We start from the raw sequence: 24,007 nt of genomic DNA on the forward strand, positions 1-24,007 counted from the left end.
ATATGCTCGGCCCGTGATCGCAACGCGGGAGTTCGCCGCCGACGCGGCCGCGGCCGTGGTCGTTCTCGCGGTCTGCGGCGTCGCGGCGCAGGAGACCGGCCGGCCGGCGTGGTGGCAGTGGGCCCTGGTGTGCGCCGTCGCCGGGAGTGTCGCGGTGCGCCGCCGGTGGGCGTTGCCCGCGGCGGTGGTGACCTTCGCCGCGTCCGGTGCCGTCCTGACGTTCAGTGTGATCCCGCCCTACGCCGCACCGGGGCTGTGCGCCGCCGTGGCCCTCACCCAGTTCCCGGTGGCGGTCGGCCTGCCGTTGTCCCGGTCGGTCCCGGAGCTCGCCGCCGCCGTCGCCGGTGCTGCGGCGCTCGGTCTGCTGTGGCCGGCGGCCCCGCTGGTGGCGGTGCCGGCCGTCGCCGTCCCCTGGCTGGCCGGACGGCTGGTCCGGCACCGCCGCGACCTCGCCGAGCAGGTGTTCCAGGAGCGGGCCGCCCGCGCCGTGGCCGAGGAACGGCTGCGCATCGCCCGCGACGTGCACGACACGGTCGCCCACAGCCTCAGCATGATCGCGATGAAGGCCAGCGTCGCCCGGCACGTCGCCGGCGTGCGGCCGGAGGAGAGCGGCACCGCGCTGGAGGTCATCGAGACGGCCAGCCGGGAGGCGCTCGTGGAGATGCGCCGCACGGTCGGCCTGCTCCGCGGCGGCGACGATCATGATTTGCGGGCCCTCACCGGCCGGGCCGAGCAGTCCGGTATCCGGGTGGAGTCCAGCATCCACGGCGAGGACAATCTGCCGTCCGGCGTACGTGCCATCGTGTTCCGCGTCGTTCAGGAGGCACTGACCAACGTGATCCGGCACGCGGCAGCGAGCCGCTGCACCGTCGCCGTCGACGCGTCGGCGGACTCGGTCACGGTCCGGGTCGCCGACGACGGCACCGGCACCGTGCCGCCGGAAGGTGCCGGGCACGGTCTGCGCGGGATGCGGGAACGCGTCACCGGCCACGGCGGCACCCTGCGCGCCGGCCCGTACGACGGCGGCGGGTTCGTGGTCACGGCGACGATCCCGTACCGGCCGTGACCGGCCCCGTCCGGGTCCTCGTCGCCGATGACCAGACGCTGCTGCGCGACAGTTTCCGGGTCCTGCTCGACGCCACCCCGGGCTTCGCCGTGGTCGGTGAGGCCGGCACCGGCCGGGAAACGGTCCGCCTGGCGCTGGACCGGCGGCCGCACGTGGTGCTGATGGACGTCAGCATGCCCGACATGACCGGTATCGAGGCCACCGCCGAGATCTGCCGGCAGACCAGCGACGTCCGGGTGCTGATCCTGACCACGTTCGACCTCGACGAGTACGTGTATGCGGCGCTGCGTGCCGGCGCCAGCGGCTTCCTGCTCAAGGACGCCACCGCCGCCGACCTGGTCGCCGCGATCCGGGTCGTCGCCGCCGGCGACGCGCTGCTCGCCCCGAGCGTCACCCGGCGGCTGATCGCCGCGTTCGGCGCCCAGCCCCGACCGTCGCACGTGTTCCACCGCACGCTCGCCGGAGTGACCGACCGGGAACGCGAAATTCTCACCCTGATCGCCCGTGGACTGTCGAACACCGACATCGCCGGGCACCTGACGCTCAGCCTCGCCACCGTCAAATCGCACGTGGGTCGGCTGCTCACCAAGCTCCACGCCCGCGACCGGGCCCAGCTCGTCGTCGTCGCCTACGAGACCGGCCTGGTCACCGCCGCGAACTAGCCTCCGGAACGGGGGCGGGGGCCCCGTCGAGGATCCGGTCGTGCTCGTCGACATGCAGATCGCCGCGAAAGTCGACATCCACAAAACAGTGCTGCGGTACGAGACGCTCCGCCCGCAGCGGCCGGTGAGCGAACGTGCGGAACCAGACGAGCCACCACACTGCGGGTGGGTGAAGACACGGCTGACCTTCGACGAGAGATCCGTTACCCCGTGCCTTCCTACACCGCCCTCGCCCCGACCATTCACCGCCAGCGTCTCGTGGTCGAGGGCTATCCGACGTTCGTGATCACCGATCGGCACATCAAGCAGTACCTGGCCGAACTTTCCGACGTCACGGCGATGACCACACTGATCGAACCGGTGACCCACATCAGCGACCTGTACGGGTGGGCCGGCTGGATCCACTGGGAGACCTCCGGGACGCATTTCTACTCCTGGGAACAGCCCCTGTCGTTCTTCAGCGTCGACATCTACACGTGCAAGGCGTTCGACCCGGCCGACGTGGTGGCGTTCACCCGGCGGTTCTTCCAGGCCACCGAAATCGTGGCCAAGGAGTTCTGACGATGACGGTGGGATATCGCCTGTCGCCGCGGGACACGGCCGCAGCCTGCCGGTCCTTCCTGACCGGGCCACGACCGCAGCCGCTGCGCCCCGGCCGGCCGGGCCTTTTCCTCACCGTCATCGCCGGTCCCGGCCACCCGCTGGCCGACGTCGGCAGAGCCGTCGAACGAGCCGTGTTCGAACCGGCGTTCGGCAACGACGCCGACGTGATGGCCGCCGAGTACGGCCCGTACGAGAACCGCAGCCTGTTCTTCGTCGTCCTGGACCGGCGCACCGGCCGCCCCGCCGGAGCCACCCGGGTGATCGCCGGCGTCGGCGCCGAAGTGAAGACGATCGCCGACGCGCCGGCGTACATCGGCTGCAGCGTCGACGAGATCGTCGACACGCACGGCATGCGCGACGCGCTGATCTGGGACTTCGCGACCGTGGCCGTGCTGCCGCAGTATCGGGGCACCCGGTCGTCGCTGACCGTGAGTTCGCTGCTGTACCGGACGTTCGCGGTCGCGGCCGGCCACGCCGGTGCCGAACATGCGGTGGTGATGCTCGACGTCCGTGCCTACCGGAACATGACACTCATAGGGCCGCGGCTGACCCCGCTGGCCGGGTCGTCACCGTTCGCCTATCTCGGGTCGGCCGACACCCGGGCGTTGTACGCCCACATCCCCGACTTCGTTCCCGACCTGACCCGGCAGGCCGCCGCGCTGCGCGGGCCGGGCAACGGCTATGCCGGGCAGATTCCCGGTCGTGGCTGGCGCAGGCCGCTGGCCCGGCTGGTCGCCGCGCGGGTGTCCCACCGGATCGCCACCCGGCTACGGCCTGGATCAGAACATCGCCTACGCCCCCTGACCGGTCCGGGGCTTGATACGGGTGAGAACGCCATCACGTTGATCGATACGGCCGGTGTGCCGGCTGTTCAGCTCAGTTCAGCCGCGGCGGTAGCGGGCGTCGAACAGGCAGTAGAGGCCGTAGCAGGCCAGCCCGCCGGCGGCGAGGAGAAGCAGGACGGTGCCGTGGGTCTGCGCGGCGAGGGTGGTGAGCGCGGCGTCGAGCCCGACGGCCTTTTTCGGGCTGTAGGTCGCCGCCATGCTGACGATCAGCAGACCGATGATGCCGTAGGTGACGCCGACGGCGGGGTAGCCGGCCTGTCCGAGCCGGACAGCGACCTTGCGTGCGGTGGGGCCGGCGGTGGACAGGTCGAGATCAGCGAGGAACTTCTTGCGCACTCCGCGGTACACCTGCACGCCCCCGAACGCGATCAGGGCCACCCCGGCCGCCCCCACCAGCAACTGGCCGAACGGCAGCGCTAGGACCCGCGCCGTGAACGCTTCCTGCTGGGCGTCCGAGCCCGCGCCGGCCCCGGCCGCCAGCTTCCCGGCGCTGACGGCCAGCACGGCGAACACCACCGCGGTGGCGGCGCTCTCGATCCGCTTACGGATTCGTTTGGCCCGCGGTCGGACCCACCGCAGACCCACCGTCGCCTCACCTAGCCGCCACACCACGAGCATCGCCAACCCCACCGCGACCGCCCAGAGCAGCGCCCGGCCGCCGGACTGGGCCGCGAAGGTCGCCAACGCGCCCCCCTTGTCGGCCTTGGCGCCGCCCGCGCCGAACGCGATCCGCACCGCCAGGTAGGCGATCGTGAAGTGCACCAGGCCATACGCGGCGAGGCCACCACGACCCAGGAGCTGGACGTGCCTGTGGTGGGTCGTCTCCCGGACGACGTCTCCGGCGTCCTGACCGAGCTGGCGTGCGGTGCTCATCGCGAGCTCATCGCCGGCGCCGGCCCGGGTCCGGCGCCGGCGTTCGCCGCCCCCAGTGCCCCGGTGGGTCGCCGGCCGGTGCGCAGAGTCGTCAAGCTTCGCAGCAGCAGCCGCGAGATCTGCATCTGCGACACCCGGCAGGCCGGGCCGCACTGTCGTGGGCGGACGGATCAGCTCAGCGTCAGCGGGCGCAACCCCAGTTCGGTCAGCCGCCCGATGTCGGCCGCGGTGACCGGGGCGCGGCCGGTGACCCGGCGCAGCAGCGTCACCGGATCCCAGCCCAGCGCGCTCATCGCCGACTCCCGCCGCAGGCCGAACAGCAGTTGCTGCAGCAGCTCAGCGGCGGGTGCGGTCAGCCACGCCGGGCGGGCGACGGCGTCGGCGACGTCGAGTCCGTGGACGGCCACCTCGACGACGCGGGTGGTGAGGAAGTCGGTGAGCAGCATCGCGTCGCCGTGCCGGGTCCGGACCAGACGACCCGCTGGTTCGGCGGCGGCCGCGGCCAGGGCGGCGCCGACGGTGGTGGCGAACTCGACGGCGAGCTGACGGCCGTCACCGGTGCCGGCGCGGGACTGCGCGCTGCGTACCCGATCGGTGTTGGCAGTGGGGTTGAATCGCTCGTCGGCACGGTAGTAGCCGGTGGCGGTGGTGTCGGCCGTGACCGGTGCCGCGTCGGCGATCATGTCGGTGGTGCGGCTGACCACGAGAATGACGTGACCCACCAGGTCGCGGACCTGCCACGGTGCGCAGCGGGTCGGCCGCCGCCAGTCGGCCGGGCTCAGGTCGTGCAGCGCCGCGGCGAACGCGTCGGCTTCCGATCGCAGCGCCCGGGCGGGAAGGTTCACCGCTGGTTGCCGGAGCGGCGGCTGGCGCGGCGGGCACCGAGGACGAAGGCCGGATCGCGGTCCAGGTTGTGCCGGTCGCGGTCGTAGCGACGGGTGGTACGCGGGTCGGCGTGACCCATGGCGTCCTGCACGTCTTCGAGGGCGATGCCGGCCTCGCGGGCACCGGTGGCGAAGGCGTGCCGCAGCGAGTGCGGGGACAGCCGGTCGGCCGAGGCGATGCCGGCGATCCGGGCGAGCCGGCGCAGCGTCATGAAGATGTTCGGCTCGGCGAGACGGCCGTCGCCGCCGGCTCCGGTGGTGGCGAAGATCGGGCCGCTGAGCCGGTCCGCGGTGGTCCCGGCGGCAGCCGCGCGGGCCGCCAGGTACTCGTCGAGGGCCTGCAGGCTGTGCGGGGTCAACGGCCGTTCCCGGTGCACACCGCCCTTGCCGACGAACCGCAGCGTACGGTGCCCGGCGTTGTTGCTGAGGTCGCCGAGGTCACGGTCGAGGGCTTCGCTGATGCGCAGGCCCAGGTCGGCGAGCAGGCGCAGCAGGGCCCGGTCGCGCAGGGCGGCCAGGTAGCGGGCCTGGCCGGTGGGGGTGCGCCCGGCCGCCGCGGCCCGGGCGCCGGCCTGGGCGTCGGCGGCGGCGAGCAGCGCGTCGACCTCGTCGAGGGTGAGCCCGGCGGTGGTCGAGGTGTGCCGGTTGACCGGCGGGCGTTTCACGGCGGCGACCGGGTTGCGGGTGACACCGCCGTCGGTGTTGGCGACCAGATGGGTGTACCAGCTGGAGATCGACGCGAGGGCGCGGGCCACGGTGCTGGCCGCCGCCGGTGTGCCACCGGTGCCGGCGCCGCGCCAGACCTTGAACTGGGCCAGGTCGGTGGGGCGGGCGGTGAGCGGGTCGAGGCGTTCGCGGTTACACCAGTCGAGGAAGGCGCCGAGGTCCCGGGCGTGGGCGATCTCGGTGTGTACGGACTCCGCCTCCAGCAACCAGGAGACCGTCAGTCGGCGCGGGCTGTAGCGGCTGCCGTCGTCGGGGGGCAGCGCGGGCAGGCCGGCGACCAGAGTGGCGATCCGGGTAACCCGCGCGGCCAGGGGAGCGGCGTCCACCGTCGTGACCGCGGTCCGCGTCGCGGGAAGTCCCGGTAAGACGGTGTCCTGAGTCGGTGTACCGGACAACGGATCAAGGCCCCCTGATCTGAGGATCGACGGACAAGCGGTCATATTCACCCTATCCGCAGGGGTGAGCGGCTGATCCGGGCAGCCGGCTCGTGCTGAGTGCCGTTGCAGTACTCAAGCCGCGGCCGAACTCCGCTTGCGGGCGTACATGCGCTGGTCCGCCTGAGCCAGTAGAGCCGTCAGGTCGGTGCCGGCGGTGGCGGTGGCCACGCCCACCGTGACGCCGGTGATGATTTCATGACCGGCCCAGACGATCGGTTCCGCAACGACCCGCTCAATCCGGCTGCGCAAGATTTGCGCCTCCGCTTCGTCCCGGCCGGCACAGACGATGGCGAACTCGTCACCGCCGAGCCGCGCCACCGTCTCGCCCTGACGTACGCAGTCCTGCAGCCGCAGCGCCACCACGCGCAGCACCTCGTCACCGGCATGGTGGCCGAAGGTGTCGTTGACCGGTTTGAAGCCGTTCAGGTCGCAGTAGAGCAGCGTGACCGGCGCGGCCGACGGCTCGACCAGCGCCGCCTCCAACGCCGCCATCAAGGTGCGCCGGTTGGGCAGGCCGGTCAGGTCGTCGTGGGCGGCGAGCCGGGCCAGCGTGCGCTGATCCGCAGCTCGCTGCGCCACGAGCATCCCGATTCGCAGTACCACGAGCGGAACGACGACGAGGGTGCCGACGATGATCAGCACACCGTCAGCCGTTCCGCCGAGCAGCTGCGGCACGCTGCCGGCAAGCGGCACGACGGTCAGCACCGCGCCGAGCGCGGTGAGCTTGCGGAGTGACAGCGTCGGCTCCCGGAAGCGCTCCGGCACAAGTAGCCGGTCCGAAGAAGGATGCAGGACGGCGGCGCCCAGGCTGAGGTAGCAGATGATCCAGACCAGGGTGATCCAGCCGGCCCGGTCGCCGGTCGCGGGGTCCGTGGTGCGCACCGAGGCGATGAAGGCGGTCAGTGCCGCGAGCTGGGCGATGTAGAGCGCACGCAACGGGAACCTGGCCGCCCGGGTCCGGGTGGAGATGTGCATGAGTGCTCCGACGTATGCCAGCAGCGCGATGACCTCCACCAGGAAGACGATTCCGCCGGCCGGTGCGTCGCCGCGCAGCACCACCGGGCGTAGCAGGATCTCCCAGACCGGGCCGGCTCCCGCGATGCCGATCAGGGTGGCGTCGATGATGCCGCCGCGGTCGTTGGGCGCGTGCCGGGAAACGATCATGATACCGGTGCCGAGAAGGCATACGTACGTCAGCGCGACGAACACCACGCTCAGGGAGTCGCCGTTGCTGGCATGGCCGATGTGCAGTGGCAGACGGCGGATCATCTCCACCGCCATCAGCCCCATCCCGGCGGCCACCGTGATGCCGAACCGACGATCCCGCTGCCAGCGGCGGACGCCGATCAGCGCAGCCGCCATGGCCAGCCCGGCTGCCGCAGCCTGGGCGACCGTCTGCGTGCGGGGGGTGCCAACGAGGAACAGAATGATCGTTCCCACGCCGGCGATCAGGTACAGCACGGGGACACGCCACCGCGCCGCCGCTGATTCGTCCATGCCACCTCCCCGCCGTCGGCGAGCTCATCGGCGGCGCCAACGAGGGGGTGAGGGTTTCACAGCTGTCGTCTGCCAGAAGACTTGAGTCGTGATCATGTCCCTGATCTGGGATACCTCAGAGCCTGGACCACGGGCAAGATCACGGCGCTCTGACAGCTCGGCTGCACCCCATGAGCTCATGATCTGGCAGCGGTTACCTGGCCAGGACCGCATCCCGATGTGGCATCAGCCTCAAGGCGTCAGCGACCGAGTACGAGGTATGCGAAACCGAAGATGCCGCGGTAGACGCTGACGTACTCGCGTAGCCGGACATCGAGTTCGTCCCGGAGGCCGGCCGCTTGCGGATCCTCGGGACAGCGCAGCAACCACGCCTGCCGGCCGGCAAGCCATGTTGACTCGAAGTCGTCCCATTCCCGCTGGTCGGCAACGCTCATGTGCAGGACTCGCCAGCCCAGCGATCGGGCATGCTCGATGAGATCGGGGAGCGGCATGATTCCCGGGCCGATGATCTCGGTCGCCTCTGTTGTGGGCGGACGCTCCCAGAACCCGTCACCGAACAGCAGACGGCCGCCTGGCCGGACGAGGGTGGCGAGCGACTCGAGAGCTGCGGATGTGCCTCCTAACGCGTGCGAAGCCCCGATACACAAGACCCGGTCCGCAGGTTCCCGCCACGCCGACGCTTCCTGCTTCAGAAACGTCACCTGCTTGTCGAGTGCCCGATCGGCGGCGAGCGTACGGCCGCGCGCCAAGGCTGCGTCATCGGTGTCTACGCCGGTACCCGTTGCCGAGCCGGTGGCATCGGCGCTGACTGCCTGCAGCAACAGTTCGCCCCAGCCGCATCCGAGGTCCACCACACGGGCGCCGGCGGTAATGCCGAGCCGCTGGAGAAGAAGGTCGGCGTGGGTCTGTGACAGCGGCGTGTTCCAGCGCATCCCCGCGTAGCGCGCCGAGGTGAGATCGTCGTCTGTAGACATCGCGCCAGTGTGCCAGGCCTTGATTCGCGCTACACCGCATTTACTCCTGGTCCAGGTGCCCTCAACTGGTATGTAAAGGCGTGCCTTCCGCCTCCGGCGCGGTCCTGGCCGACAGCATCCGCCGGGTCGGGTCCTATCCACCCTTCAGCCGGATGCCTCTGCCTCAACTTGGCCGGCAGAAACCCCAGAGTGCCTCAGCTCTTCTGGCAGCGTCTCACATCAACTGACAGCTGACGCCCGGGTGCCGCTCAGCCGTGAACCAGCCGTCGATCACCCTCTGAAACGAACTCATAGGATAACAGTAATTATCCTATGAGTAAGCCGGGCGCTGCCCAGAGCCTTCATGCGTGCTTTATCGGATTGCTGTTATCGATAATCCAGTAATTACCCGGGCGGGGGCGTACGGAACATCGCGGGATCTGCTGAGCGACAGGTCATGTCGAGAAGGCACCCGCGGATCCCGCGGTGGGAGTTCCGCGGCCACGGTTCCGCTGCTGGATGATCGGGGCGTGGAGAATGGCCATGGTGGCCGGCCGTTACGGGATCAGCCCGTCCGAGGCATCGCACTATCTGCAGGTGACGTCTCTGCCGGACCCGACCGATGCGCACCTGCGCCGGTGGAACAGCCCGTTCTGTGGCATTGCCCCTGGCCAGGAGCCGCCATATCGCTGGGCCGTGGTCACCCGCCCGGTCGCGGACCTTTTCCACGAACCTGCTGCGAGGTAGCCGCCGATGCCAACAGACGCTGTGAACGACGTGACCCTCGGGCCCGGAAGCCTGGCCGGCAACGGCGTTTACGCCGCGCGTGACTTCGCCGCGGGGGAGGTCGTGGTGTCGTACCGGCTCCAGCCGCTGGACGAGGCCGCTTACCTGGCCCTGCCCGCGGGTGAGGAGCTGTTCGTGCACAGCTATGGAGGTCGCCGCTATCTCTATCCGCCGCCGGCGCGCTTCGTGAACCACTCCGACGATCCGTCCTGCTGTCAGGACTTCGAACGCGGGTGTGACATCGCGTTGCGGCCCATCGCGCGGGGCGAGCCGGTCACCATCGACGCCACCGAGGAGACCGCCCGCGAACTGGACACCTTCCTCGACGCCTACCTGCACGCACTCCGGGAGAGGTCGGGCCGGCTCCTTGCCGCCCTGATCGATCGGGATGCCGTTCTCTGGATGGCGGGGCGCGCGGTCCGCGGCCGGGACGCCTTCGTCACCGCGGTTGCCGAGGCGGGACCGGTGTCGTTGTCGGAGGTCGAATGGTTCGTCGGCACCGGGCGCTGGGAGGCGCTGTGCTCTGCCGACGCGCGGACCGCGAAGGGTCGGCGGCATCAGTCCCTGCTTCTCAAGGTGATCAGGGGCAATTGGCAGATCGTCTACCACCACGCCGGGTGAGCGAGGCCGGCGATCTCCGCCTGTCCGGCCCGGGACGGTGGCCCCGGACCGGACAGGCGGATGCGTCAGCCGGCGTGGGCCACGGCGACGTCGAGGATCCAGGTGACGCCGAACCGGTCGGTCAGCATCCCGAAGCCCGGTGCCCACGGCGACGGCCCGAACTTCTCGATGATCTCGGCGCCGTCGGCGAGCCTGTCCCACAGCGCGCTGACCTGGTCGGCGGTCTCGCCGCGGACGGAGACGAAGAACCGCTCACCGGTCAGGGTCATGCCGTGCTCGCGGGTGGTGGCGGTGGCCGGTACGGCGGCGGGTGCCTGGCTGGGGACGTCGTACGCCATGATGCTGAACCCGTTGTCCGCCGTGACCTGCCCGAAGACGACCTTGTCGGCGTCGGGCAGGTCCTTCGGCATGCCGAAGTCGCCGTACGCCACGACGGTGAGGTGGCCGCCGAAGACCGACCGGTAGAACTCCAGCGCCGCCCGGGCGTCGCCGCGGAAGTTGAGGTGAGTGCTGGTGGTGACAGTCATGCGGGACTCCTTGTTGACGTGCTCGATCGGTGCGGGTTCCAGATTCGCAGCGGTAGGTGACAGGGTGTGGCACCTACCGCGGGCAGAATCGGGTTCATGCCGAAGACGTCCGCACGACTGCTGGCTCTGCTGTCGTTGCTGCAGACCCGCCGGGACTGGTCCGGCACCGTGCTGGCCGAACGTCTGGACATCAGCCTGCGCACCGTGCGGCGCGACGTCGAGCGGCTGCGTGAGCTCGGCTATCCCATCGCCGCGGTCAAGGGGCCGGAGGGCGGCTACCGGCTGCGAGCCGGTACCGAACTGCCTCCGCTGTTGTTCGACGACGACCAGGCCGTCGCTCTCACTGTCGCTCTGCAGATCGCCGCTACCACGCCGGGCAGCGGCCTCGCCGAGTCCGCCGAACGGGCGCTGAACACCGTCCGGCAGGTGATGCCTTCCCGGCTGCGCCACCGCGTCGACGCGCTCGACGTCACCGTCGTCGAGCGGCCCGCCACCAGGCCCGCCGGACCGGTCGACGGCGACGTGCTGCTGGCCGTCAGCGCTGCCGTACGCGACCGCGAGATCCTGCGCTTCGACTACGGATCCGGTGAGGGGTCCGGCGGCATGAGGCCCGCCCGCCGCGCCGAACCGCATCACGTGTTCACCTGGGACGGGCGCTGGTATCTGCTCGCGTGGGACCTCGACCGGGACGCCTGGCGTACCTTCCGGGTCGACCGGATGAGCCTGCGCACACCCAACGGGCCACGCTTCACCCGTCGCGAGGTGCCGGGCGGGGACGTCGCCGCGTACGTCACCGGGGTCTTCCGGGGTGCCGATGACGCCTCCGGGAAGTGGCCCTGCCAGGGCACGGTGCTGCTGGACCTGCCGGCCGGCACGGTGGCCCGTCACACCCGGGAGGGACTCGTCGAGCAGATCAGCGCCGGCCGTTGCCGGCTCACCCTCGGATCCTGGTCATGGCCGGGTCTCGCCGCCGCCTTCGCGCGCTACGACGCCGACATCGAGGTCGTCGGCCCGGACGAACTCGCCGAGGCCTTCGCGCATCTGGCCCGGCGGTTCGCCCGGACCGCGGCCGGCCGCATCGGTGCACAGGCCGGCGCGGGTGACGCCGGCGCCCGCCCCGCGGGGCCGGTCAGGCCTCCGGGGTGACCAGGGTTCCGGCGCTGGCCAGGATCACCAGCATGGTCAGGACGGCGGCCAGGGCCACGGCGAAGCGGCGTGCCTTGCCGGCCTTGCGGCGACCCGGCAGCAGTGCCGCCACCAGCGCGGCGATCAGGCCGCCGATGCCCAGCGGCAACAGCACCACGGCGTTGCCGGTGTGCAGCGGCAGGATGTCCGAGGCGTCGTAGAGGGCCAGGATGAGGGCGGGCACCCCGAACATGACGCCGCCGACGGCCGCGACCATGTTGAACGTCTCCTGTGCCTGCGCCTCGCGGGTGACGGCGATCGTCGAGGCGGCGTTGAGCAGGCTGTGCAGCAGCGGGGCCTCGGCGCACGCCTCGGTCTCCATGGCCCGGCACTGGCGTACCCCGGCGTCCAGAACGGCGAACCAGGCAGCGCGTCTGGCGCGCCGGGCACCGGGCCGGGCCGGCAGTGCCGGGTCCTGCAGGCGGCGCTGGGCGTGGTAGGCGGCCGGGTTGGTGATCCAGGCGCCCATGCCGCCGCGAGCCGCCTCGCGGGCCTCGTCGGCGACCCGGCCGATCACGGTGGACAGTTCGACGACGTCGGCGAGGATGGCTTCCAGCCGGTGGGTGCTGCCGCGCAGGCTGGAGCCGACCAGGTGCTCCATGCAGTACCGGAACGACCGCAGTGCGCGGATCCCGTCGCGGGACTTCTCGGCGTGCGCTTTGGCGATTTCGGTGGCCAGGCCTTCCGGGTCGGCGTGACTGCCGTACGGCACCGCTCTGATCGTGGTGCCGAGCAGGTCGGTGAGCCGGTCGTCGTTCATCTCCATCCGCCAGTTGGTGGCGGTCGGCCCGGCGGGGCTGTCGCCGGCGTCGGCCACCCACAGACCGCGCACCACGGCGGTCAGGGTGGTCCGCAGGTCGCGGTGCACCGTCACCCGGATGTCGCCGACGGCGATCAGCCGTTCGTCACCGGTTTTCAGGATCGAGAGCAGCGGTACGGCCCGGACCGCCGCCCCCTCGGGGACGGGCACGTCGAACGAGGCCGGATGAGTGCTCGCCTGCTCCGGTGCGACGATGTCGACCGTCACACTGAACGGGGCGGCCGGCCGCCGGCGGGTATTGATCGTCATCGCGCCGAAGAGTGCCATGACGGCAGGGTAGAGCCCCGTGTCAGCTATGCCGCGCCCGGATTCGTCGTTGCGGGCGGTGTCGTCCTGCGGCGTGTTCTGTTCCGGCGGCCGAGGAGCCGGGCCGTGGTCCGCCGGGGTCAGAAGGCGCGGTCGGCGACGTGGACCCGTTCGGCTGTTTCGAGCGCGCGGCGCAGTTCGGCGGCGGGAACAGGCCTGGCGGGGGCTTGCATCATCTGTTCGCCGGGCGTGGCGGGGTCGGCGAGGTAGAGCCGGGTGTAGGCCGTGGTCTCCGGTTCGATGCGCCAGCTCTGTGCCAGCGTGCCGGCGTCGACGGTGTCGTAGCCGAGCTGGTGGATCAGTGTTGACGCGGCGGTCTTCGCGTCGGCGTCGTCTCCGGCGATCGGCAGAGCGGTGCGGTCGGGGGCACCGGCCGGGCGGGCCAGCTGGGGGATGTGGTGGGCCAGGATGTTGTTGAACGCCTTCACCAGTCGCGCTTGCGGGAAGTGGCGGTGGACCAGCTCACTGGTGGTGATCTTGTCCTGGTCCAGTTCGGCGATCCGGCCGTCGCGGTACGGGTAGTAGTTGCTGGTGTCGAGCACGACCTTGCCGTTGAGCAGGCCGGCGGGGATGGCGGTGTGCGCCGTCAGGGGTACGGACAGCAGGATGAGGTCACCGGCCCGGGCTGCCTGCTCGACGGTGCCCGCGGTGGCCGGCGGACCGAGTTCGGCGATGAGGCCGGTGAGGCTCTGCGGCCCTCGGGAGTTGGCCACCACCACCGGGATGCCGGCCGCTACCGCGAGGCGCGCGACGGCTGCGCCGATGTTTCCGCTTCCGATGATGCCAAGGGCGGACATGTTTGTTCCTGCTCTCGTATCGATGGTGGCGTCCGCTTCGTGAGGCGGTGCGACGTGAATCGTCGGGGGCGGGCCGCCGGTGACGCTCCTCAACGGCATGAGGATGCTGCCTCCGCTTTTCCTTTCGAAGGATACGGAGGCAGTCTCCGCATTGTCAATGCGAAGTGGCCCAGCCGGTACGCATCAAGGCACTCAGCGCCTGGGGTGACGACTCGTCGGCCATGGCGGCGCCGCGTACCCAGCTCATGGCGAGCACGCTCAGGAACAGGTCGCGGCCGCGTATCCCGGGGCGTGCGCCGCCGTCGCGCTGGGCGGCGTGGAGGAACTCGTCGGTCGTGGTGATGTAGCCCTGGCAGGTGAGGGCCAGCGGTGAGCTGTCCTCGGTAGCTGCTGCTCGCAGCGGTTCGGGAAGGCCGTCGAAGGCGGTGGCCCACTCGCTGAGGGCGTCCAGCCAGAGGGCAAGTGCGGCGGTGGTGTCGCGCTCCTGCTGCCGGATGGCGTCGCGACGGACCACCAGGTCGTCCGCGCGCGCTTGCAGCAGGGCGGCGATCAGCGCCTCCCGGCTGGGGAAGTGCCGGTAGAAGGTGCCCGCCCCGACGCCGGCGCGTTTGGCGATGGCCTCCAGTGAGCTGGCGACGCCGTGCTCCGAGAAGTGCTGCTCGGCGACCTGCAGCAGATGCATCCGGTTGCGCTGCTTGTCCGTGCGCGGTCGGCGTCCGCTTGCCTCTGTGCTCCCGGTCACGTCTCCACGTCCTTCTCTTGGAAAACGGAGCCACCCTCCGTATGTTGGTGCAGACTAAACGGAGCCTACCTCCTCATTGCCGCGATGACGAGTTCCGCCCGCCGCGCAAGCAGCCTCCGGACCCGCACCCCGTCGAAGGACATGTCGTGACCACACCGCAGATGCTTCTGGCTGTTCGCCGGCTTCATGCCCACCGTCGCCCCCACCAAGCGAGCCGCCCTCGACTGGCGGCGCCGGCTGGACGAATCCATCGACCTGCACCAGCGGGTGAGTTACCTCGGAGCCATGTTCGGCCTGCGACTCGGTCCCGGCCAGCTCGACGAACCGCTCACCGCCCAGCAGCCGGAACGACGGCCACAGCCGGCTGACGGCTGCCGCCCACAACGATTCGGCCCTTGAACAGGAAGACGCACATGACAACCCCGAATACGACGGCACCAGGCGTCGCGGCCCCAGCATCCGAGACCGAGCGCAGCGACCGGCTCGCTCCGGGCAACGGCCTGGTCATCGGACTGCTGATGATCTCGTCGTTCGTCGTTCTGCTCAACGAGATGATGCTGGGGGTGGCGCTGCCCACCCTGATCGCCGACTTCGATATCACCCCGAGCACCGGGCAGTGGGTCACTACCGGCTACCTGCTGACCCTGGCGGTGCTGATCCCGGCCACGGGCTTCATCATGCGCCGCTACCACCTGCGCACCATTTTTCTGGGCGCGCTGTCGCTGTTCACCGTCGGCACCGCGATCGCCGCCCTCGCACCCGGTATCGAGATCCTGCTCGCCGGCCGCATCATCCAGGCCGCCGGCACCGCCGTCTTCGTCCCCCTGTTGATGACCACCACCATGCGCCTGGCCCCCGCCGCCCGCCGCGGCCAGCTGATGGCGCTGGCCACCGCTGTGCCCGCCGTCGCGCCGGCGGTCGGCCCCGCCCTGTCCGGGGTGGTGCTGTCCGGGATGAGCTGGCGCTGGCTGTTCATCATGATGCTGCCCATCGCCGCAGCCGCCCTCGCGCTGGGAGCGGTGAAACTGCGCAACATCACCACACCGGAGCCGGTGGCCCTCGACGTACCGTCGCTGCTGCTGTCCGCTGCCGGGTTCGGCGCCCTGGTCTACGGCCTGGCCTCGATCGGCGAGGCGGCAGCCGGTCACGCCCCGGTCCCGCCCTATCTGCCGATCGCGATCGGGCTGGCCGGCGTCGCGGCGTTCGTCTGGCGCCAGATCGTGCTGCAGCGCTGCGCGGGCGCGCTCCTCGAGCGGCGTTCGTCTGGCGCCAGATCGTGCTGCAGCGCTGCGCGGGCGCGCTCCTCGACATGCGGATCTTCCGCACCAGGGGGTTCACGGCGCCCCTGCTGGTGATGCTCGTCATCGCGCTCAACGGGTTCGGCACACTCATCGTCCTGCCCCTGGTGCTGACCGACGTGACCGGTCTGAGCACCTTCACGCTCGGCCTGTTCCTGGTGCCCGGCGGGGCGGTCATCTCGATCGTCTCCGCCCTCGGCGGCCGGGTCTACGACCGTTTCGGGCCACGGCCCCTGGTGATCCCGGGCGCGATCATCTGGACGGCGACCTTCTGGCTGCTCGCCCAGGCGGACGAGGGCACCAGCGGGTGGACCATCCTGGCGATCTACCTTGTCATGACCGGTGCGCAGGCACTGATGTGGGGACCCATGACCACCGCCGCCCTGGCGGCGCTGCCCGACCACCTCCACCCGCACGGCAGCGCCGCCTTCGGCACCGTCCAGCAACTGGCCGGCGCCGCCGGCGGAGCGGTCCTCATCTCGGCCTACACGATCGGGGCGAACGCGCCGGACGCCGGTGCGCTCAACGTCGCCGCATCCGTCTCCGCGTCGCAGACCGCCTTCGCCACCGCCGGAGTCCTCGCTATCGGCGCCATCCTCGGCACCCTCTTCGTCGGCAAGGCACCCGCCCCTCACCGAGCATCCCCGTCGCCCATGCCGGGCACCGACAGCATCCAGCCGTGACGACAACTGCACCAGCCGCCATCCCTGACGCGCAGAGGAGTGACATGGCGGCCCGGCCGAAGCGAGCGAGGTGGCTGAAAGGTCCGGACGGGCCGGACGGCTGGTCAGGGCCGCGTTGCGAGGTACTGTTCCGCGCGCCGGCGGGTGGTGTCGTCATCGGACTCGCGGGCCACGGCCAGCAGCCGGGCCCGCACCTCGGCCGGTAGCCGGGCGATGTCGCGGGTGAGGTGGGTGCGGCTGCGCCAGCCGCACAGGTGCCGCACCGCGCCGGCGGCGACCCGGACGTCGCCGGGGAAGCGCTGCAGTGCGTCGATGAGGTCGGCGATCGGGGTCGCGGCGAGCGCCGGTGCCGGCAGCGACTCGTGCACCGGGAAGCCGGAGTAGCGGCCGGTTCCCGAGCCGTACCAGGTCAGCAGGGCGGCAGCACGTTCGGCCCGGTCCGGGACGGCCTCGGCGAGGCGGGTGGCGACCAGGGCCGGCACGCTGGGCGGAAGGACGCCGGTGGTGTGCGCGGCGGCGATCGCCAGATCGAGGAGATCTCGTACGGCAGCGGGAGCCGCGGCCTTCCAGTGCTCCTCGGCGAGTCGTTCCCGCTGTCGTACGGCCTGCCGTTGCCCTTCCTGCGCCAGTGGCCCGTCGACGCCGTGCCGGGCCAGCCAGCGCAGCACCCGGCCGCCGTCGAGTAGCGGGGCGTCACCGTCGCAGCCCGGCCAGCGCAGCGCCACCCCGTGGTGGAACCCGACGTCGACGATCCGCCGGTCGCCGCCGTCGAGGAACGTGAACGTGAGGTCGCCGAGGCACATGCAGTAGCCGCCGGTCGCCCGTCCGACCGCCAGGGCCTCGCGCAGCAGCTCCAGTTCCGCCGGATCGGTGAGGTCCAGCAGGTCGTCGCCGGGTGCGCCGACCGTGGTCACGCGGACCCGGGCTGCGCCGGAAAGCATCTCGTCGAGCGTCCTCACCGGTTCCTCGTCCCTACATGGCGGTGAAGAGCACGGACCGCCCGGCGGTGGCGGCCCGCCGGTAGAAGTCGCGAACATCGGCGAAGTTGTCCCACGTGTAGTCGAAATCATCGTCGTCACCGGCACCGTCGTAGTCGGGATCGTCGATGGCGTCGAAACGGTGGCGCAGCCATGTCCGGTCGACGGCCTGCAGGGCGTCGGACACCGCGCGGGTCTCGGCGGCGCTGACGTGGACGACGTAGTACTCGTCGTGCAGGTGCCGCCCGCCGACCACGGCATGCGAGAGGGGGAACTCGCCACCGTCGGGGTCGAGCGTGCCGTCGGTGAGGCAGCGGTGGATGGCGTCCCAGGCCTTGTCGGTGTCGGCTTTCAGTTCGCCGGCGTCCCACGACTCCTCGATCTCGTCCAGGATCGCGGCGACCGTGTCGCTGTCACCGTCGTCGTCGGCGGCCAGCAGTCTGCGTTCCTGCTCCGGCGTGATCGCGAAGTACACCCCCAGCACGGAAGTGATCCTACGGGCGGGGGTGCTGCTTCGTCCGTACCCGATCAAGGTTTTGACCGAGGGGCGCCCGGCCACCGGGACCGCCGCCCGGGTGGAGTCCGGTGCCGGACGGTGGGGCCTCGATGTTCAGGAGGACGCGATGAACCGGAACCGCTGCTCCCCGCCGGGCGCCTGCTGACGGAAGTCCACCCCGTTGGCTGAGCCCACGGTCACCGTCAGGCGCAGGCCGCTGTTGCGGTTGATGAGGATCACGTCGCCGCTGCTCTCCTTGGAGAGCCTCCACTCCTGGCTGGCTGTGCCGTCGAAGGGCCTCGTGAGGATGGCGGCACCCGGGAGGGTCGAATCCCCGGAGACGTCCAGCGCCATCGAACGCCCGCCCTGAGCGACGGAGTTGTTGATGAACACATAACCCTGCGCGGCGCGCGTGGGGTCGAAGACGGGGTTGACGCCCCATTCCTTGAGGCCGCTGTTCTGGGTGGCCGGCTGCAGGGCGACCACCGCGAACGCTCCCTGCGCGAACATCGCCTGCGCCGGGCGGGCCGACGGCTGGATCACCGTCAGCCCGGGGGCTGCGGACGCGGCTGTCGGAACGGCCAGAGCCGCCCCGACGGCGGACAGCGTGGCGATCGAGACACCGAAGCCTCGTAGAACTGATGTGACAGACATGTGATCTCCCTGTGGCGGCCGGGCTCTCGCCCGTCCGGATGAGCTGACACCGAGCAGTACGCACCTGGCCGCCGCTCCGGTTCTCGCCTGTTTTCCGCTCGCTCGGGAGGACCGCCGGTCCGCACGGCCAGCCGGCGGCGCTGGCCCGCGACGGGTGGGACCGGGACGCGCGGTGGGTGCCGGTCGATGGGCTGGGCCGGGGCGCTGTGGGGTGCGATACAGGACACCGGGGGCCGGTTTCGGATATCGGCCCGGCCGGGCACTGGTCCGGTGGCGGCCGTGGGGCGGCCGTGACCGGATGGTGCCGTTGCTGGACGCGGGGGCAGGACATGGTGGTCGCGTTGATAGTCATGGCGGGCGGCTGGGTACTGGCCACCACGGTGATCGCCGGAGCGGGCGGACCCGGGCCGGGGCGGTCAGCGAGTGTGATCACCGGGGTGGGTCGTGCGACGCGGGCCCCACTGGACGAGAATGAGCCTGCACGAATGGTTATCGACTTGAAGGGACCTGTTCCTTGAGCGCTGGACTCGCAGCCTTGCTGGATGACGTGGCGGTTCTGGCGCGTGCGGCGGCCGCGTCCGTCGATGACGTGGGGGTGGCCGCCGCGAAGGCCGGCGCCAAGGCCGCCGGCGTGGTCATCGATGATGCCGCCGTCACCCCGCAGTACGTGCGGGGCCTCGCCGCCGAGCGGGAGATCCCGATCGTCAAGCGCATCGCCCTCGGGTCGCTGCGCAACAAGTTCCTGATCATCCTGCCGGTGATCCTGCTGCTCAGCGAGTTCCTGCCGATGCTGCTGACGCCGTTGCTGATGATCGGTGGCGCCTACCTGTGCTACGAGGGCGCCGAGAAGATCTGGGAGCGGATAGCCCACCACGGCGAGCACGGCGGCGCCGAGCAGCAGCCCGACGAGAAGACGCTGGTCGCGGGTGCGATCCGGACCGACCTGATCCTGTCGGCCGAGATCATGGTGATCTCGCTGAACGAGGTCGCGAGCGAGACGTTCTGGGCACGGCTGGCCATCCTGTCGGTCGTGGCGGTGATCATGACGGTGCTGGTGTACGGCGCGGTCGGCCTGATCGTGAAGATGGACGACGTCGGCCTGCGGCTGGCCGAGAAGGACAGCAAGGGTGCGGCCAAGTTCGGCCGCGGCCTGGTCAAGGCGATGCCGAAGGTGCTGACCGCGCTCAGTGTGATCGGCACGGCCGCGATGCTGTGGGTCGGCGGTCACATCCTGCTGGTCGGGGCCAACGATCTGGGCTGGCATTTCCCGTACTCGGTGGTGCACCACGCCGAGGAGGCCGCGCACCACGCGACCGGCGCGCTCGGCGGTGTGGTCGGCTGGACCGTGAACACGATCCTCAGCGCGATCGTCGGCCTGATCATCGGCGGCCTGATCGTGGCGTTCATGGCGGTGACCTTCCACCGCAAGAAGTCCCACGGTGAGACCAAGTCGCATGGTGAGACCGGGAAGCCGCAGCACGGGGAGGCCGGCGCGCCCCTCGGTGGAGCCGAGAAGCCGCACGGTGAGACGGGGACCACGGCCGCCGCGCCGCCGGCCGGTGAGGTTGCCGCGCCTGCCACGGGGACCGCGGAGCCGGAGGCCCCGCAGAAGTAGCGATCCGCTTGCACGGCTGCCCGGGTTCCACGACGGTGGAACCCGGGCAGCCGTGTCTGTGGCCAGCTCACCGGGGCCGGCGTCAGGTGCCGGGCGAAGAAGCGGACCGAGCTGTCGAGCTCGGAGTCCGGCAGTCCGTCGCTGTGCAGGCCCGCGTTGGCGTGCAGGGCCTTCTCCGCCGAGCCGAACGCCTCGTACAGGGCGAGACTGTCGGCGCGGGGAACACGTTTGTCGTCCCAGGCGATGACGAACTCGATCGGAATCGTGATGCCGGCGGCGATCCCGGCCGACGCCGTGCCGCCGCCGAGCCCCAGCACGGCGGCGCGGACCCGTGGCTCGGCGGCCACGAACGGGACGCCGAGGCCACAGCCCAGCGAGACACCCCAGTAGCCGACCGGGCCGCGACCGACGTGCTCGAGCTGCTCGACGGCGTCCATGACCGCCTGCCATTCGGGCACGGTGTACTCGGCGGCCAGCAGCTGGAAAGCAGCGAGCAGCGGTGCCACGTCGGCGCCGGCATCGACGCGGGCCTGGTTCTCGCTGGCGATCCGGTTCAGTACGGGATGGAGTGGCCGGTCCCCGTGGCTCGGGACGTCCACGCACACGACCGCGGCACCCAGGCCGGTGACGAACCGGTGAGCGCCGTGCAGGACGGCGGGTGCCTTCTTGTGCTGGCCGCCGCCGTGACCGATGACGATCAGCGGGCGGGTGCCGGCGGCGCCGGCCGGGGTCCACAGGACACCGGGAACCTCACCGAGGGTGAAAAGCTGCTCGCGGACGCCGTCAGACGAGCTGGTGGAGTGAATGTGCACAGGAGAGCGAGCCCTTTCGGAATGCCTGGACGGGCACTCCCCGGGCCATGCGAGGCAGGGAGTCCCGATCGGTTGCAGCGTTGATGGGTCTCACCTCCTCGGGTCGTCGTTCGCGCACGGCGCCGCAGAACTCAGCACAGCCGGTCAGATGTCGTAGATGGCGACCTCGTGCCCGCCGTACGCCTCCGGGACGCGGGTGACGATCGCGGCGCTCACGGTCGTGGCCTCGTAGAGGACCTGGGCGATCATCAGCGGGCCGATCAGGGCCGTGTGCACCGGATGGTTACGTACCCGCGGTGCGGCGAGGCGCCCGACCTCGACGGCGACGTGCTGGCTCAGGTCCAGGGTCCGGATGCCGGGGAACGCCAGAATGTGGTCCCACAGGGACGCGGCGACCCCGAGCACGGCCTGTGCCTCGGCGATCGCCAGCGTCGGCACGATCAGCAGGACGTCGCCTGCCGCGGCGGTGTCGAGCAGGGCCATCATCTCGGGATGTCCGGAGAAGATCTCGACCAGCGCGGATGCGTCCAGCACCCGCGGGCGGCTCAGTGCCGTCACGCGGCCCGGCGCTTACGGCGGGCGATGATCGCGGCGACCTCGTCGTCGGTGCGCCGCATCTTCTCCCGGAAGGCGCGTTCCTGCTCCTCGGTCAACGGCGCCGGCTCGGGCAGGCCGAGGATCGCGGCCAGCCGCTGGCTCGGAAGCAGCTCGGAATCATCAGGCCGGGCGGTCATGGGGCAAGCCTAGCGAGATCCGCGTCGCCGCGACACGCCGGAACCACCCGGCCGGGTGACAGCCCGGGCGATGATCGACTCGGCTCGGGCGTCACTGCCACGGCGGTCGCTCCAGCGTTTCCGGTCACGGCAGACCGGCCTCTCACGGCAGATCGGCCTCGCACAACGCGCAGCTGAAGTCGCCGTCCTTGATCAGGCTGAGGTTCCCGCAGCCGGGACAATGCCGGAACGTGAACGCGCTGGTGAACCGGCCCGGATGCGTGATTCCGGCGGCGTCGAGGGCGGCGGCCGCGTCGGGCCAGCACGACGGGTCGGGGCCGTACCCGGTCGACTGGTTGGTGATGTCGGTGACGTGACCGCCCGTACCGAAGGTGATCTCCCCGGCGGCCAGGACGTCACCACCACCCGCGCAGGCGACGTGTTCGCTGCGTCGCGGTGCCAGGCGCAGCACACCGTCGGCGGTCACCACGTAGGTGAACGGTTCGTTTCGGTCCCTCGGGTCGCTGCCGGCCAGAAAGGCGTGCAGTTCGGCGGCCGACCGGACCGGCCGGCCGGGCTGCGCGTCGCGGGCCGCTATGCCGGGCGGGCCGAGGTACCGGTATCGCATGGGAGCTCCAGGGGCGCGGTCATCGCGAAGCTGCTGTCCAGAACGGCTGTGAGCGCGTCGCCGTGGGCGGCGGCCCAGCGGCTGGTGAGCGCCAGGAACGCGGTCAGGTCGTGGCGTACGTGCTCCAGCAGTCCCGGCAGGACGGCCGGCGCGACGTCGACGAACGGTCCTCGACGCTGTTCGTCCTGCCACAGTCGTACGAGGTCGCCGCGGTGTTCGACGGTGGGGGTCGGGTCGTGGCCGAGCCACCGGCCGGTGCCGCCGGTGCACAGGTCCTGCCAGGTACGCCAGTCCTCCAGGCCGCAGCAGCAGCCGGGAGAGACGGTCGCGCCGGTGACCGTGTCGTGGATCTGCAGGCCACCCACGACGATCCGGTCCCCGTCCGACGCGAGCAGTTCGTCGAGCGTGTCACTGGCGGCGACGGCCGCGACGAAGAAGGCGACCTCACCCTCGGTGCGGGCGCCGTCCAGCGGCAGCCAGGACCAGGCCGGCAGGTCGGCGACGGGCCACGGCGCGGTGCCGGGGAACGCTGTCACTTCGATGACCGGCCGGATCTGCAGCATGGGCGTATTGAAGCCGCCGTGGCCGGCGTGGGGAACCGATTATCGGCGCCTACGCTGTCGGGGCATGGGCGGGGAGAGCACGATGTCGATGTTCGCGGGGCTGATCGACAGCTCGGTGCAGCGGATCCGGGAGATCGCCGCCGATCCGCGGCGCTTCGATCGGCAGGAGGTCGTGCGGTCTGCGGACGTCTGGGACAACAACGCCAAGCATTTCTTCGGGATCCTTCAGGTACGCCCGGATCTGCTGCGGGAGCGTCTGGCGTGGCAGGGGCTGCGGTGGATGGCGGGGCTCGGTGCGGCGCGGCGGGCCTGGATGGCCGAGCACGGCGGTCCGGCGGTCACCCGGTTGCTCGGCCCGGCCGCGCCGGAGACGCTGTTCTACCGCGACAGCTACGGGCACGTCCGTGCCGGCCGGTTGCCGGCCGCGGCCGCCGGGCTCGACGCTGACTACGACCTGCCGCGGGGCCGGGCTGCCGGGTTTCGTATCGAGCGGGCCGGGACGGGTTTCCGGGCTGCGGTGACCGTGCGCGCGCCGCAGCGGTTCGGGGATCGGGAGGGCGACATCCTTGTGCACCTCACGGGGGTACGCCTGGCGCGTTTCGACAGTGCGGACACGGTGGGTGCGGTCGTCTCCGACGGTGGTGAGCTGCGGGTCGGTGCCGGTGGGGTGGTGCTGGCCGACGAGGTGGCGGTGCAGGTCGACGACCCGTTCTGGTATCGGTCGCGGACGGCGCGGGCCGTGGACCCGGACACGCCGCCGTGGCGGGAACCGGGTGATCGGCGGCCGCTGACCCTGCCGTGGGCGGCCGCGTGGGAGCCGGGGCACCGGTTCCGGGAGGCGATGGGGCGGATCCGGCAGGTGCGGTCACCGACCGGGGTGTCGTGGGTGCCGCTGCTCGAGCTGGCTGATCTGCTGGCCGGAGCTGGTAGCCGGGCGCTGGCCGCCGGGAACCGGCACGGGCGGGCCCGGCGTGCCGCCCTGCACGAACTGGCCGTGCGGTGGGGAGCGGAGCTGCCGGACGCCGGCGGCCCGGCGCAGCGGGTGCCGCACGCGGCGGTGCTGACCATGGCAGCCTGGAACGGGCAGCCGGCGGAGATGCTGGCGAACTTCGCGCAGCCGTCCCCGGGTGTCATCGGCTGGTCGCTGGGCGCGGCGCGGATCTCCCGCCCGGCCGGGGTGCGGCTCACCTGCGAGGCCGGCACCCTGTCCGCGGCGGTGTGGTGACCCCTGCCCGGAG

At 71.2% G+C, this 24,007-nt stretch carries 27 protein-coding genes; 11 read left to right on the top strand and 16 right to left on the bottom strand.

Annotated elements, in window-relative coordinates; genetic code table 11:
- The first annotated feature begins 13 nt into the window (after positions 1 to 13).
- The 3 genes from AB0G04_RS10835 to AB0G04_RS10845 all read left to right on the top strand — a co-directional run bounded on the left by AB0G04_RS10835 (position 14) and on the right by AB0G04_RS10845 (position 2,289).
- Positions 14 to 1,066 carry a sensor histidine kinase gene (locus AB0G04_RS10835; RefSeq protein WP_360980050.1) on the top strand — a complete coding sequence of 351 codons (1,053 nt, stop codon included), beginning with the start codon at positions 14 to 16 and terminating at the stop codon, positions 1,064 to 1,066.
- Positions 1,063 to 1,728 carry a response regulator transcription factor gene (locus AB0G04_RS10840; RefSeq protein WP_360980053.1) on the top strand — a complete coding sequence of 222 codons (666 nt, stop codon included), beginning with the start codon at positions 1,063 to 1,065 and terminating at the stop codon, positions 1,726 to 1,728. Before AB0G04_RS10835 ends, AB0G04_RS10840 begins: the two co-directional genes overlap by 4 nt.
- 210 nt (positions 1,729 to 1,938) lie before the next feature.
- Positions 1,939 to 2,289, top strand: a complete 351-nt coding sequence (locus AB0G04_RS10845) for an S-adenosylmethionine decarboxylase (protein WP_360980057.1) — start codon at positions 1,939 to 1,941, stop codon at positions 2,287 to 2,289.
- A gap of 923 nt (positions 2,290 to 3,212) precedes the next feature.
- On the opposite strand, the gene AB0G04_RS10850 is transcribed toward AB0G04_RS10845, so the two are convergent.
- The 5 genes from AB0G04_RS10850 to AB0G04_RS10870 form a co-directional block, all read right to left on the bottom strand.
- Entirely contained in the window at positions 3,213 to 4,049 is an 837-nt protein-coding gene (locus tag AB0G04_RS10850) for a DUF1206 domain-containing protein (RefSeq protein ID WP_360980060.1), read from the bottom strand.
- Positions 4,050 to 4,219: 170 nt separating this feature from the next.
- The gene (locus AB0G04_RS10855) at positions 4,220 to 4,894 is read right to left on the bottom strand and encodes a maleylpyruvate isomerase family mycothiol-dependent enzyme (protein WP_360980063.1); all 675 of its coding nucleotides are present in this window, start codon (positions 4,892 to 4,894) and stop codon (positions 4,220 to 4,222) included.
- Positions 4,891 to 5,985 carry a tyrosine-type recombinase/integrase gene (locus AB0G04_RS10860; RefSeq protein WP_360980066.1) on the bottom strand — a complete coding sequence of 365 codons (1,095 nt, stop codon included), beginning with the start codon at positions 5,983 to 5,985 and terminating at the stop codon, positions 4,891 to 4,893. Before AB0G04_RS10860 ends, AB0G04_RS10855 begins: the two co-directional genes overlap by 4 nt.
- Positions 5,986 to 6,168: 183 nt before the next feature.
- Entirely contained in the window at positions 6,169 to 7,593 is a 1,425-nt protein-coding gene (locus tag AB0G04_RS10865; protein ID WP_360980069.1) for a GGDEF domain-containing protein, read from the bottom strand.
- Between the two features lie 239 nt (positions 7,594 to 7,832).
- Positions 7,833 to 8,567, bottom strand: coding sequence for a methyltransferase domain-containing protein (locus tag AB0G04_RS10870; protein WP_360980072.1), 735 nt, complete (start codon positions 8,565 to 8,567; stop codon positions 7,833 to 7,835).
- A gap of 732 nt (positions 8,568 to 9,299) precedes the next feature.
- On the opposite strand from AB0G04_RS10870, the gene AB0G04_RS10875 reads away from it, so the two are divergent.
- On the top strand, positions 9,300 to 9,953 hold the full coding sequence (locus AB0G04_RS10875) for an SET domain-containing protein-lysine N-methyltransferase (RefSeq protein WP_360980075.1): 654 nt from the start codon (positions 9,300 to 9,302) through the stop codon (positions 9,951 to 9,953).
- A 65-nt stretch (positions 9,954 to 10,018) separates the two neighbouring features.
- On the opposite strand, the gene AB0G04_RS10880 is transcribed toward AB0G04_RS10875, so the two are convergent.
- Entirely contained in the window at positions 10,019 to 10,480 is a 462-nt protein-coding gene (locus AB0G04_RS10880; protein WP_360980078.1) for a VOC family protein, read from the bottom strand.
- Positions 10,481 to 10,576: 96 nt separating this feature from the next.
- On the opposite strand from AB0G04_RS10880, the gene AB0G04_RS10885 reads away from it, so the two are divergent.
- Positions 10,577 to 11,626, top strand: a complete 1,050-nt coding sequence (locus AB0G04_RS10885; RefSeq protein ID WP_360980081.1) for a YafY family protein — start codon at positions 10,577 to 10,579, stop codon at positions 11,624 to 11,626.
- Here AB0G04_RS10885 and AB0G04_RS10890 read toward each other — a convergent pair.
- The 3 genes from AB0G04_RS10890 to AB0G04_RS10900 all read right to left on the bottom strand — a co-directional run bounded on the left by AB0G04_RS10890 (position 11,610) and on the right by AB0G04_RS10900 (position 14,270).
- Entirely contained in the window at positions 11,610 to 12,752 is a 1,143-nt protein-coding gene (locus AB0G04_RS10890) for a hypothetical protein (protein ID WP_360980084.1), read from the bottom strand. The two genes, AB0G04_RS10885 and AB0G04_RS10890, sit on opposite strands and share 17 nt — an antisense overlap.
- Before the next feature lie 119 nt (positions 12,753 to 12,871).
- Complete coding sequence (locus AB0G04_RS10895) at positions 12,872 to 13,588, bottom strand: NADPH-dependent F420 reductase (protein ID WP_360980087.1); 717 nt, start codon at positions 13,586 to 13,588, stop codon at positions 12,872 to 12,874.
- Between the two features lie 154 nt (positions 13,589 to 13,742).
- The gene (locus tag AB0G04_RS10900) at positions 13,743 to 14,270 is read right to left on the bottom strand and encodes a helix-turn-helix domain-containing protein (protein WP_360980090.1); all 528 of its coding nucleotides are present in this window, start codon (positions 14,268 to 14,270) and stop codon (positions 13,743 to 13,745) included.
- Between the two features lie 246 nt (positions 14,271 to 14,516).
- Between AB0G04_RS10900 and AB0G04_RS10905 the strand changes: the two genes are divergently transcribed.
- Genes AB0G04_RS10905 through AB0G04_RS10915 form a run of 3 tightly spaced genes read left to right on the top strand, consistent with a single transcriptional unit; the run spans position 14,517 to position 16,311 of the window.
- On the top strand, positions 14,517 to 14,729 hold the full coding sequence (locus tag AB0G04_RS10905; protein WP_360980094.1) for a hypothetical protein: 213 nt from the start codon (positions 14,517 to 14,519) through the stop codon (positions 14,727 to 14,729).
- Between the two features lie 14 nt (positions 14,730 to 14,743).
- Positions 14,744 to 15,685, top strand: coding sequence for an MFS transporter (locus AB0G04_RS10910; RefSeq protein ID WP_360980097.1), 942 nt, complete (start codon positions 14,744 to 14,746; stop codon positions 15,683 to 15,685).
- On the top strand, positions 15,640 to 16,311 hold the full coding sequence (locus AB0G04_RS10915; protein ID WP_360980100.1) for an MFS transporter: 672 nt from the start codon (positions 15,640 to 15,642) through the stop codon (positions 16,309 to 16,311). The genes AB0G04_RS10910 and AB0G04_RS10915 overlap by 46 nt, the downstream gene beginning before the upstream one ends.
- Before the next feature lie 104 nt (positions 16,312 to 16,415).
- Here AB0G04_RS10915 and AB0G04_RS10920 read toward each other — a convergent pair whose 3' ends face one another.
- The 3 genes from AB0G04_RS10920 to AB0G04_RS10930 all read right to left on the bottom strand — a co-directional run bounded on the left by AB0G04_RS10920 (position 16,416) and on the right by AB0G04_RS10930 (position 18,438).
- Entirely contained in the window at positions 16,416 to 17,270 is an 855-nt protein-coding gene (locus tag AB0G04_RS10920) for a hypothetical protein (RefSeq protein WP_360980103.1), read from the bottom strand.
- Positions 17,271 to 17,283: 13 nt separating this feature from the next.
- A complete protein-coding gene (locus tag AB0G04_RS10925; protein WP_360980106.1) occupies positions 17,284 to 17,772 on the bottom strand; it encodes a YfbM family protein in 489 nt (162 codons plus the stop codon).
- A gap of 126 nt (positions 17,773 to 17,898) precedes the next feature.
- A complete protein-coding gene (locus tag AB0G04_RS10930) occupies positions 17,899 to 18,438 on the bottom strand; it encodes an RICIN domain-containing protein (protein WP_360980109.1) in 540 nt (179 codons plus the stop codon).
- Between the two features lie 514 nt (positions 18,439 to 18,952).
- On the opposite strand from AB0G04_RS10930, the gene AB0G04_RS10935 reads away from it, so the two are divergent.
- A complete protein-coding gene (locus AB0G04_RS10935) occupies positions 18,953 to 20,053 on the top strand; it encodes a DUF808 domain-containing protein (protein WP_360980112.1) in 1,101 nt (366 codons plus the stop codon).
- 161 nt (positions 20,054 to 20,214) lie between these two features.
- The gene (locus tag AB0G04_RS10940) at positions 20,215 to 20,949 is read left to right on the top strand and encodes a hypothetical protein (RefSeq protein WP_360980115.1); all 735 of its coding nucleotides are present in this window, start codon (positions 20,215 to 20,217) and stop codon (positions 20,947 to 20,949) included.
- 60 nt (positions 20,950 to 21,009) lie between these two features.
- Here the strand turns inward: AB0G04_RS10940 and AB0G04_RS10945 are convergent, their stop codons facing one another.
- The 4 genes from AB0G04_RS10945 to AB0G04_RS10960 form a co-directional block, all read right to left on the bottom strand.
- A complete protein-coding gene (locus AB0G04_RS10945; RefSeq protein WP_360980118.1) occupies positions 21,010 to 21,423 on the bottom strand; it encodes a hypothetical protein in 414 nt (137 codons plus the stop codon).
- The gene (locus AB0G04_RS10950) at positions 21,420 to 21,599 is read right to left on the bottom strand and encodes a hypothetical protein (protein WP_360980121.1); all 180 of its coding nucleotides are present in this window, start codon (positions 21,597 to 21,599) and stop codon (positions 21,420 to 21,422) included. Before AB0G04_RS10950 ends, AB0G04_RS10945 begins: the two co-directional genes overlap by 4 nt.
- A gap of 142 nt (positions 21,600 to 21,741) precedes the next feature.
- Positions 21,742 to 22,206: a hypothetical protein gene (locus AB0G04_RS10955; protein ID WP_360980124.1), complete on the bottom strand. Its 465-nt coding sequence runs from the start codon at positions 22,204 to 22,206 to the stop codon at positions 21,742 to 21,744.
- The gene (locus tag AB0G04_RS10960) at positions 22,173 to 22,769 is read right to left on the bottom strand and encodes a hypothetical protein (RefSeq protein ID WP_360980127.1); all 597 of its coding nucleotides are present in this window, start codon (positions 22,767 to 22,769) and stop codon (positions 22,173 to 22,175) included. Before AB0G04_RS10960 ends, AB0G04_RS10955 begins: the two co-directional genes overlap by 34 nt.
- A gap of 82 nt (positions 22,770 to 22,851) precedes the next feature.
- Here AB0G04_RS10960 and AB0G04_RS10965 point away from each other — a divergent pair, with 82 nt between their 5' ends.
- Positions 22,852 to 23,994, top strand: coding sequence for a hypothetical protein (locus tag AB0G04_RS10965; RefSeq protein WP_360980130.1), 1,143 nt, complete (start codon positions 22,852 to 22,854; stop codon positions 23,992 to 23,994).
- Positions 23,995 to 24,007 lie beyond the last annotated feature (13 nt).

The organism is Actinoplanes sp. NPDC023801, assembly GCF_040639655.1.
Classification (GTDB): Bacteria; Actinomycetota; Actinomycetes; order Mycobacteriales; family Micromonosporaceae; genus Actinoplanes.

Coding starts and splice junctions, on each gene's coding strand:
- AB0G04_RS10850 (WP_360980060.1), bottom strand. CDS start 4,049: ATGAGCACCGCACGCCAGCTCGGTCAGGACGCCGGAGACGTCGTCCGG.
- AB0G04_RS10865 (WP_360980069.1), bottom strand. CDS start 7,593: ATGGACGAATCAGCGGCGGCGCGGTGGCGTGTCCCCGTGCTGTACCTG.
- AB0G04_RS10870 (WP_360980072.1), bottom strand. CDS start 8,567: ATGTCTACAGACGACGATCTCACCTCGGCGCGCTACGCGGGGATGCGC.
- AB0G04_RS10875 (WP_360980075.1), top strand. CDS start 9,300: ATGCCAACAGACGCTGTGAACGACGTGACCCTCGGGCCCGGAAGCCTG.
- AB0G04_RS10880 (WP_360980078.1), bottom strand. CDS start 10,480: ATGACTGTCACCACCAGCACTCACCTCAACTTCCGCGGCGACGCCCGG.
- AB0G04_RS10885 (WP_360980081.1), top strand. CDS start 10,577: ATGCCGAAGACGTCCGCACGACTGCTGGCTCTGCTGTCGTTGCTGCAG.
- AB0G04_RS10890 (WP_360980084.1), bottom strand. CDS start 12,752: ATGGCACTCTTCGGCGCGATGACGATCAATACCCGCCGGCGGCCGGCC.
- AB0G04_RS10895 (WP_360980087.1), bottom strand. CDS start 13,588: ATGTCCGCCCTTGGCATCATCGGAAGCGGAAACATCGGCGCAGCCGTC.
- AB0G04_RS10900 (WP_360980090.1), bottom strand. CDS start 14,270: ATGCATCTGCTGCAGGTCGCCGAGCAGCACTTCTCGGAGCACGGCGTC.
- AB0G04_RS10905 (WP_360980094.1), top strand. CDS start 14,517: ATGCCCACCGTCGCCCCCACCAAGCGAGCCGCCCTCGACTGGCGGCGC.
- AB0G04_RS10910 (WP_360980097.1), top strand. CDS start 14,744: ATGACAACCCCGAATACGACGGCACCAGGCGTCGCGGCCCCAGCATCC.
- AB0G04_RS10915 (WP_360980100.1), top strand. CDS start 15,640: ATGCGGATCTTCCGCACCAGGGGGTTCACGGCGCCCCTGCTGGTGATG.
- AB0G04_RS10930 (WP_360980109.1), bottom strand. CDS start 18,438: ATGTCTGTCACATCAGTTCTACGAGGCTTCGGTGTCTCGATCGCCACG.
- AB0G04_RS10950 (WP_360980121.1), bottom strand. CDS start 21,599: ATGACCGCCCGGCCTGATGATTCCGAGCTGCTTCCGAGCCAGCGGCTG.
- AB0G04_RS10955 (WP_360980124.1), bottom strand. CDS start 22,206: ATGCGATACCGGTACCTCGGCCCGCCCGGCATAGCGGCCCGCGACGCG.
- AB0G04_RS10960 (WP_360980127.1), bottom strand. CDS start 22,769: ATGCTGCAGATCCGGCCGGTCATCGAAGTGACAGCGTTCCCCGGCACC.
- AB0G04_RS10965 (WP_360980130.1), top strand. CDS start 22,852: ATGTCGATGTTCGCGGGGCTGATCGACAGCTCGGTGCAGCGGATCCGG.